At 54.9% G+C, this 8,164-nt stretch carries 9 protein-coding genes; 4 read left to right on the plus strand and 5 right to left on the minus strand.

The features are described from left to right. On the minus strand, window positions 1–256 hold a 256-nt coding region (locus H8Q75_RS10425), incomplete at its 3' end, for a hypothetical protein (protein WP_297041527.1). Window positions 257–379: 123 nt separating this feature from the next. Between H8Q75_RS10425 and H8Q75_RS10430 the strand changes: the two genes are divergently transcribed. Together H8Q75_RS10430 and H8Q75_RS10435 are read left to right on the plus strand one after the other, a co-directional pair. Next, window positions 380–748: a thioredoxin family protein gene (locus H8Q75_RS10430; RefSeq protein WP_024125350.1), complete on the plus strand. Its 369-nt coding sequence runs from the start codon at window positions 380–382 to the stop codon at window positions 746–748. A gap of 14 nt (window positions 749–762) precedes the next feature. Further along, on the plus strand, window positions 763–1,920 hold the full coding sequence (locus H8Q75_RS10435; RefSeq protein ID WP_024125349.1) for a DUF58 domain-containing protein: 1,158 nt from the start codon (window positions 763–765) through the stop codon (window positions 1,918–1,920). Here the strand turns inward: H8Q75_RS10435 and H8Q75_RS10440 are convergent. Further along, a complete protein-coding gene (locus tag H8Q75_RS10440; protein ID WP_024125348.1) occupies window positions 1,917–4,607 on the minus strand; it encodes a CHAT domain-containing tetratricopeptide repeat protein in 2,691 nt (896 codons plus the stop codon). The two genes, H8Q75_RS10435 and H8Q75_RS10440, sit on opposite strands and share 4 nt — an antisense overlap. 527 nt (window positions 4,608–5,134) lie before the next feature. Here H8Q75_RS10440 and H8Q75_RS10445 point away from each other — a divergent pair. Both H8Q75_RS10445 and H8Q75_RS10450 read left to right on the plus strand, forming a co-directional pair. Beyond that, the gene (locus H8Q75_RS10445; RefSeq protein WP_297041533.1) at window positions 5,135–5,377 is read left to right on the plus strand and encodes a hypothetical protein; all 243 of its coding nucleotides are present in this window, start codon (window positions 5,135–5,137) and stop codon (window positions 5,375–5,377) included. Between the two features lie 175 nt (window positions 5,378–5,552). Beyond that, complete coding sequence (locus H8Q75_RS10450; protein WP_024125346.1) at window positions 5,553–5,768, plus strand: hypothetical protein; 216 nt, start codon at window positions 5,553–5,555, stop codon at window positions 5,766–5,768. Here H8Q75_RS10450 and H8Q75_RS10455 read toward each other — a convergent pair. Genes H8Q75_RS10455 through H8Q75_RS10465 form a run of 3 tightly spaced genes read right to left on the minus strand, consistent with a single transcriptional unit; the run spans window position 5,765 to window position 8,148 of the window. Beyond that, the gene (locus H8Q75_RS10455; protein WP_297041536.1) at window positions 5,765–6,607 is read right to left on the minus strand and encodes a DUF58 domain-containing protein; all 843 of its coding nucleotides are present in this window, start codon (window positions 6,605–6,607) and stop codon (window positions 5,765–5,767) included. The genes H8Q75_RS10450 and H8Q75_RS10455 overlap by 4 nt on opposite strands. A 51-nt stretch (window positions 6,608–6,658) precedes the next feature. Beyond that, a complete protein-coding gene (locus tag H8Q75_RS10460; RefSeq protein ID WP_297041542.1) occupies window positions 6,659–7,210 on the minus strand; it encodes a hypothetical protein in 552 nt (183 codons plus the stop codon). Continuing rightward, entirely contained in the window at window positions 7,207–8,148 is a 942-nt protein-coding gene (locus H8Q75_RS10465; RefSeq protein ID WP_024125344.1) for a MoxR family ATPase, read from the minus strand. Before H8Q75_RS10465 ends, H8Q75_RS10460 begins: the two co-directional genes overlap by 4 nt. Between the last annotated feature and the right edge of the window lie 16 nt (window positions 8,149–8,164).

Genomic DNA, 8,164 nt, shown 5'->3' on the forward strand with positions numbered 1-8,164 from the left:
CCTGGAGGTGACTCGGCAGCCGTCGCTGTACCCAGCCCATGCCCTGCCACCATAGGGCTGCCCCTCGACCAACCCATGAATGTTCGGGATTCAGCTGTTCTGGGGCGATCGCCTGTTGTGTGGCCATCCCCTTAAGTTGCGCCGTGGCTTTGCTGAGGAGGTGAGTGATCCCCTGAAGCATGGCGATCGCTTCCCGTAGCAGCAGGGGGAAAAGTTTTTGCCAAAGGCTGGACTTGGGGGAAGGTTTAGGAGGCATTTGGGAGGGTCAATTGACATCCTATGAACTATTTTGATCCTACGGCATCATATCGCTGCAAATCGCTGCTGCAAAACTGTCGCTGACTGCTACCATGATCCCAAGACAAAACGAGATAAGAACGTGAAGGGCATTCAGCAATTTAATATCGAAGGATTCCAGCGGCAAATTCGCAGTGCCCCTGTGCCTGTGATCGTGCATTTTTGGGCTCCTTGGTGTAGCCTGTGCCACCTCATTGATCCTCTCCTGGATCAACTGGAGCAGTCGCTACCCCAACAGTTGCAAATTCTCAGGATCAATGCCGATGAAAACTTTGCCCTCAGTCGTCACTTTCAATTGACGAGCTTGCCAACGCTTCTCTTTTTTGATCGTGGGGAATTGGTGCAGCGGTTTGAGCCTGGCTGTGTGAGGGGGGACTTTCGTCAAGCTTTGCAGCAACTGCTTATCCACCTGTTTCCTAGCCGATTGCCCGCTGAGTCCCACCGCTTCTAAGACCCAAATTTGCGATGACCAAGCTGCGTCGTCTCAATCAGCTTTTGGAGGAACGCTGGGTGACCCCCGCCTATGGGGGACTGCTGCTGCTGGGAATGAATCTGTTTTTCTTTGCCGCTGCCATTAACTCCATGGCAGGTTGGCTCTACGTTATTACGGGGATCATTTTTGGTCTGCTCTTGGTGGCGGCAATTTTACCACCGCGCCATTTGCAGGGATTAGTGCTGGAGCGTGTAAAGGTGGCTCCAGTGCATGCGGGCGATCGCCTCCGCCTTACGGTCTTGCTCACCAACGCCACCCAAACGCCTCGCCACAATCTGCAAGTGATTGACCCGGTTCCCCGTGGCCTCTGGTCAGCTACTCAGCGCGAATTTCCCCAACAGGCGATCGAGCAACTGCTACCACAGCAAACCCTGCCTTGGCAGTACGAGCTTATCCCATCCCGTCGGGGCGTTTATGAATGGCAACAGCTTCGGCTGCGCACCGGCGCCCCCTTGGGCCTCTTTTGGTGTCAGCGTTCCTTTCCTGTACCACAACAGGTGGTGGTTTATCCACAGGTTCTGCAACTGCAACAGTGTCCTTTATTAGATCAGTTGGGGCAAGAGATTTCCCAGGAGTGGCGCGATCGCCAGCATCATCTTCACATTGCCCAAGAGGGCATCACCCGGGCCTTGCGTCCCTACCGCTGGGGAGACCCTTTGCGTCTGGTGCATTGGCGCACCAGTGCGCGCTATGGAGAACTGCGGGTGCGAGAGTTTGATACCTTTAGCGGTGGCAATGCGGTGACTATTGCCCTTGATACCCGTCCCCACTGGAGCGAGGCAGACTTTGAGCAGGCGGTCATTGCGGCGGCCAGCCTCTACCTTTACAGTTTGCAACAGCAAATTCCCGTTCAGTTTTGGAGTCCGGTCACGGGGATGCTCCACGGTCAACCAACCGTCCTGCGGGCACTGGCGGCGATCGCCCCCGGCGACTCCGCTGCTGAGTATCCCCTTGATTCCCTTGTCTGGCTCACTAGTCAATGGCCTAGCCCTGAACCTTTGCCCCCCGGCAGTGTCACTGTGCTCTGGGGAGAGCCACCCCCGCGGCGGCAAGGGCCAATCCTTTGGATTGATCGCAATCGCCCCCTCGGCATCCAATTACAAACCCCTATCAGCTACCCCCGGCCCTAAGGAAGCGGTCGCCACTCACCACTACTGACAAAGGCAGCCCAAAAATAGGGACTTTGCTTGCGGGGGTCATTCATTAACTGCAACTGAGCTTGGCGGAGGGCTTCACTACGTCCTTTGCCCGCTGCCAGATGTTGATAAAAGATAACCATGAGTTGTTGAGTTGTGGTGTCGTCCACTTTCCAGAGGGAACTCACTTGGGTGCGTGCCCCCGCCAAGGTAAAGCCTCGCCGCAATCCATAGACACCATCGCCATTGAGAATATCACCGCGTCCCGTATCACAGGCGGACATCACCACTAACTCGGTGCCATCGAGGTTGAGGCCGGTGACTTCAAAAGCCGTTAATACCCCATCATCCACCCCGCTCTGCCGTTGATTGAAACCCGCCAGCGCCAGACCAGAACGCAAAAGGGGATTTTCACCACCCAAGGGGACATAGGCATTCAGACCACGGGTATTTTGCAGGCCTTGGGGAGACACGGACGGCCTTTCCAAGAAAAATCCATGGGTGGCCAGGTGAAGCACACGGGGGCCTCGGGTTTCTTTGATTGCCGTTTCGGTGGCATCCCTGCCCGTGAGCACTTGAGCTTGGGGCAACAGGGTGCTCAGGGTTTTTACCTCGGTGGCCGTCCCCGGCAATTCTGTAAATGTGAGGCTGCGCAAATCCAGCGATCGCGGGTTGACCCCCCGCTGACCCCCTGCCAGGGCGCGACCACTCCCTTGACTAAAGGTGGGATTACCCACCACCAAGGGGGGATTTGCAGGTTTGCGCCGCTGTTGCAGCCGCAGCAAGTCGCGGCCTGAGGTGAGCAGTGTGATCGTATAGGACTGCACTAGATAGCGATCCTGCCGATCCACCAGAGCCTCAAAGGACAGAGTGTTCAACTGACCATCGGGAGCCACTAGCAGATGGGTACTGCCCGCTAGGAAGGGTTCCAAAGGAGCCAAGAGGCGCTCATAGGCCGCCTTCAAAGAGGGCTTCGTTACCGTAGCTGGCAATCTTGGATCCGCCATCCGCTGTCGCGCCGCTTTAATGACCGTATTCAGATCAGCCACCGTACCCAAGTCTTGCCATTGGGGGGTACCGCTATTCTTCAGCCCATAGAGGGCGTAGCGGGGAGCCTCCCAACGGTTGGTTTTTGGGTTGTAGGGCACATATTCAATAAACTCCAGCAGCACGGCATTGGCGGGAATAGCTTGCTGCACAACCCTGAGGGTTACGGGGGTGAATTCTAAACGGAAGTTGGCATTTTGGCTCACCAGTTGCGCTTCCAGTTGGTTAGCACGCTGTTGCAGTTGGCTCATTTGGCTGGCCAGGGGTGGGCGATCGCGCCCAAAGGTGAGGCTGGCAATCTGTGTTCGCACCCGAATTAATTCATCCAGTTGCTGCTGAGCCACCGCATCCAGTTGATTGCGCAGGCGGCTGATCGTTGCCGCTAAAACATCCAACAATCGACCTTTACGGCGCAAAATGGTTGTCAGCGCGAGGTTGGCTACTGCTGGATTCTGGGGATTCCCCTGCAAATGGAAGGAAATGGCGGTATTGGTGGAGTCTTGAAATGTGGCTAGATAGTTGCGTTTATACTCCTCGGAACCAACCACTAGGTTACGGCTGAGGTTGATCTCTTCAATCTCAAGGGCCCGGTTGAGGGCCGTTAAGGCTTCATTGATATTCCCCTGTGCCCAGTAGGCTTTTGCTAAGTTGGCAAGACTCAGAGCCAAGTAGGGATGGTCGCCACCGAGGGTACGCTGCCGCAGGGCAATACTGCGCTGATAGAGGGGAAGTGCTGCCCCGTAATTCCCCTGTACCCGATAGAGTTCAGCCAAGTTGTTAAGACTCGTAGCAACATCGGGGTGATCTGTCCCCAGCACCTTTTCACGGATAGTCAAACTGCGTTGGTAAAGGGGAAGCGCGGCACCATAATTACCCTGAGCACGATAGAGTTCGGCAAGGTTATTCAACACTGTTGCCACAAGGGGATGTTCTGCCCCTAAGGCGGGTTCAAGGAGGCCGAGACTGCGCTGGTATAGGGGCAAGGCCGTGGTTAAGCTGCCCTGCAAATGGTCCATCACTGCCAAGTTGTGGACACTCAAGCCCACATCGGGATGGTTCTTGCCAAGGGCTTGTTCACGGATCCTAAGGGCACGCTGGTAGAGGGGCAGCGCCTCGCCGTAGTTACCTTGATCGGTGTAGAGATTGGCGAGGTTATTGAGGCTGGTGGCAACATCGGGATGATTTGGGCCAAGGGCTTGTTCACGGATGGCCAAGCTTCGCTGGTAAAGGGGAATGGCCTCACTAAAGTTGCCGAGTTCCTTGTAGGTAACGGCAAGATTGTTCAAGGCGGCAGCAACGGTGGGGTGATTAGGCCCTAAAACCCGCTCGGCGATCGCCACCAAGTCCCGCGCGGGTGCCACCGCTGCGCCATAATTCCCCTGTTTTTGGAATTGCTCAATTTGATTTGTAAGGGCAATAACATTATGGGTATCGCCGCCAAAGGAGGTTTTACGAATCACGTCTAGTTCACTGACGGCAGCACTATAGCGCTGTTGGAGGGCATCCAACCGCTGCATAATATCGCGCAACTGTTGGGTTTCATTTTGCCCAAATGCCGGGAAATCAACTCCTGTGGCGGTGGCGATCGCCAACAGAATCGCAAAACAGCACCGATGGCTCAAGAACCGTTTCATAGGCACCTGCCGCTGTTGCTCCTTCCATCCTAGATACTGACCCTTGAAATATATTCTGATGTAACAATTAATTACAGTTACAGCTCTGTGCACAAGGATTCATCCTGCTTGGAAAAGTCAAAACCGCTTGCTGACAGGATTACAGCCTACTTATGTACTCTCTACCTTAGAGAAAGGCTATCTTTCCTAGGGCATGGCGGTTGTTTATAATAGAAGTATTACGGTTTTTAAAAGTTTCCAAAAATCCCTCAGTTGAGTGCTGTTTTAGCACAATCCATCACAGCCGGCAGCGCATTTTTCAAAATTTCTAAACATTAGGATATATCCTTCATCGGGGGATAATAATTGATTGATACCGTATTGATTCGGGTTTCAACTCTTGTACAAAAGGTTGTAAATAACTTTGCAAATAATGACAATGTTGTAAATAATGACTCGATTGATGTATGTTCCATACCTGCAAAACAGACGGTATTTAAGCTGTACTTAAAATTATTTTCTGCGTCGAATTATTTGAGAAGACATTTATGGATAGTGATGGCTATTTATCAGAGATTCTTGCTCTGCTGCGGCAGTTGTTCCCTTTGCTGATTAGCCTCTTGGACGATGCCCTTGCCGTTGTTCTCACTCGCCTCGGTTGCCACCTGCCTTGGCTGGAGCAGCTCATGCCTTTTGTTCTCAGTGGCGTGACCCTCTATGTTGTTATTCATGGCGGTAAGGTGATCTACGAGTTTTGCGAACACAAAGGACAGTCGCCCCCGTCTGGGTAATGTATCCTCTTCGCAATAGTGTCAGCAAATCCCCACAAGCCCCCTGCATTTTGGTAGTCGTTTTTACCAGCGCGGGCAATGGTCGCTAAGATCAAACTGAGGGCTATCATCTGTGGGTGTAGGAAGCGCACGGAAGCCGGTGTCGCCGTGAGCAACGGTGAATTCGAGGCAAGCTATGGAACTGCAACGTTCAGTCCCCCCAGCAATTGAGCAAGCATTTATTCAACGTCAGGTGGTGAGTCAGCTCCTGCAAGCGCGTTTGCGGGCAACTTGTGGGCTGACGCAGACCTCAACACCCTTTCCCCAAGCAACACCAACGGGCGATCGCCCACCCCTATGGCCGCTGCAGGAGCCAAGGAAGACCCGTGTGATCGAGGCGAGCCAAGCCTAGAGTTGGCCACGGGCTTTTAGCAGCAGATAGCGATCCACCAGTTGCTCACTCACCTGATCCGCAGGGGCGTCAAGCACGAGAACCCCTTTTTGCTCCAAATGGGCAAAGGCACGCTGTCGCTGATGCAGCAGATCGAGAGCAACAGCCTGTTCATAAAGGGTGGCCACCTGATCTACGGGAGCCAAGGGCTGTGGCATTAAAGGGCGGTGGGCAAGGGTTTCAATGTGGCGATCGCGCAAAGCAACACAGAAGGGTAGAAAACGGGGCGTCAGGCGAGCCATGGCCGTGAGGAGTTCTTGGGAAGCCACCTCATCAATCACCTCTGTGAGAACGACGACAAGGGCACGACGGGTATAGTGTCCCAAAATGGCGCTCACTGTGCCGACATAATCCGATTCTTCAAAAACCGGTTCACAGCGATACACCTGAGTGAGCATCCGCCCCAGATGGGAATCACCACCTTGAGGCGCAATCCAGGTGTGCAATTGCTGATCAAAAATCCCTAAGCCCACCTTGTCACCCCGTCGCAAGCCCGTCAGCGCCAAGGCCAATGCCGCGTTTAAGCCCCAGTCAAAGCGTTTCAAACCCGCCACAGTAGCGGTCATCAAGCGTCCCCGATCCAGCAGAATGATCAGGGGTTGATCCCGTTCTGGCTCCATGGCTCGCACAAGAGGCCATCCCCGGCGAGCACTAGCTTTCCATTCCATACGGCGCAGATCATCCCCCAGATAGTATTCCCGCAATTCCGCAAACTCGGTGCCTCCCAGGGCGTAGCGTCGCCGCCGCAGGCTACCACTGGACTCTAAACTGAGGCGAATTGAGAGCGATCGCAAGGCCATCAAATCAGGATAGACCTCAGCCTCAGTGACAAGGGGTGCAAACCAACGTCGTCACGCCAAGCCCCAAGAACTGCGCAAACGAACACCACGGCCGGGCCACTGAAAGGCACCCCGTCGCGGTGGAAACACATGGTAGAGCAATTCCAAGCTGCTGTGGACTAGCGCCGCAACGGCAAAAGAGGGGGTTTCCCCCGTCAACTCAGCGGGCACATAGTCGTAGAGTTCAACCCAGATCTGCTCACTCAAGGGGACCTCACCACGGATGTGTAGCCTGAGGCGAATCGGGTTTTGCCGACCAATGGATAACCGTGACTCACAGACGCGATCGAGGGTCAGTTGCCAGCGACCGATGCGGCTGTAGTCCCACAGGGACATGCCGAAAATCACCAGATCGTAGAGCCCCATCAAGACTAACCCCAGCCCCAGAGGCCAGTAGCGCAAGGTTGCCTGCGACTTCCCATCGGCGATTGGCCATAGCTCCGACGGTAGGAAGTTCGTCAGCACCGGCAAGACTCCCCCCAGCAGCAACAGGCCATAGAAGCGGACCGTCGGCACCCAGCGGGGGCGGTGGCGACCAAACTGGTAACTGGCAGGTGCCTTCATCGGGGAACAGCAACTTTGGCAAGAATACTTTGGATCACTTGGGGCAGCGTGGTGCCGTCTAACTGGGCCTCGGGCTTGAGGATCAAACGGTGTTGCAGTAGGGGGATGGCGATCGCCTTCACATCCTCAGGAGTGACGTAGGGGCGATCCGCTAGCCAGGCCTGGGCTTGGGTAGCACGTAGCCAGCCCACTGCCGCCCGTGGGGAAGCCCCCAAAAGGAGTTCGGGATGTTGACGACTGGCCTGCACCAACGCCAAAAGATAATCTAGCACCACCGGCTCCACATGGACTTGCCGCACCTGCTGTCGTGCTGCCAAAACTTGCTCTACGGTAATCAAGGGCTCCAAATTGAGTTGATCGAGATCGCGGGCTTCAAAGCCTGCAAGGGCATTTTCCAGCATTTGCCGTTCAGCGTTTGGCTCTGGATAGGACACCACCAGCTTCACAAGAAAGCGATCCAGTTGGGCCTCGGGCAAGGGATAGGTTCCCTCAAATTCCAAGGGGTTTTGGGTGGCCACTGTCCAAAATAAACCAGGGAGGGCGAGGGTAGTGCCGTCGAGGGTCACCTGCCGTTCTTCCATCGCTTCTAGGAGAGCCGCTTGGGTTTTGGGCGGTGTGCGGTTAATTTCATCCGCCAGCAGTACTTGGGTAAAAATTGGCCCCTTGCGCAGGCGAAATGTGCGACTGTTGAAGTCAAAAATGCTCGTACCGAGAATATCAGCGGGGAGAACATCGGGGGTGAGTTGGATACGGCGAAATTCCGCTGCAATCAGGCGAGCGAGGAGCTTGACCAGCAGGGTTTTGGCAGTGCCCGGCACCCCCTCAAGGATGACGTGGCCTTCGGCGAGGAGAGCCACAATTAATCCTTGGGCGATCGCCCCTTGACCAACCACAATCTCATTGAGACGCTGCTGCAAACGATGGAAAAGCGCTCTCACCGTTGTTCTGTCACCC

It is taken from the genome of Thermosynechococcus sp. OHK43 (assembly GCF_014466085.1).
Taxonomy (GTDB): Bacteria; Cyanobacteriota; Cyanobacteriia; order Thermosynechococcales; family Thermosynechococcaceae; genus Thermosynechococcus.

Bases quoted from the DNA above. Each gene is read 5' to 3' on its own strand.
- H8Q75_RS10445 (WP_297041533.1), top strand. From the start codon at position 5,135: ATGGATAGTGATGGCTATTTATCAGAGATTCTTGCTCTGCTGCGGCAG.
- H8Q75_RS10455 (WP_297041536.1), bottom strand. From the start codon at position 6,607: ATGGCCTTGCGATCGCTCTCAATTCGCCTCAGTTTAGAGTCCAGTGGT.
- H8Q75_RS10460 (WP_297041542.1), bottom strand. From the start codon at position 7,210: ATGAAGGCACCTGCCAGTTACCAGTTTGGTCGCCACCGCCCCCGCTGG.
- H8Q75_RS10440 (WP_024125348.1), bottom strand. From the start codon at position 4,607: ATGAAACGGTTCTTGAGCCATCGGTGCTGTTTTGCGATTCTGTTGGCG.
- H8Q75_RS10450 (WP_024125346.1), top strand. From the start codon at position 5,553: ATGGAACTGCAACGTTCAGTCCCCCCAGCAATTGAGCAAGCATTTATT.
- H8Q75_RS10435 (WP_024125349.1), top strand. From the start codon at position 763: ATGACCAAGCTGCGTCGTCTCAATCAGCTTTTGGAGGAACGCTGGGTG.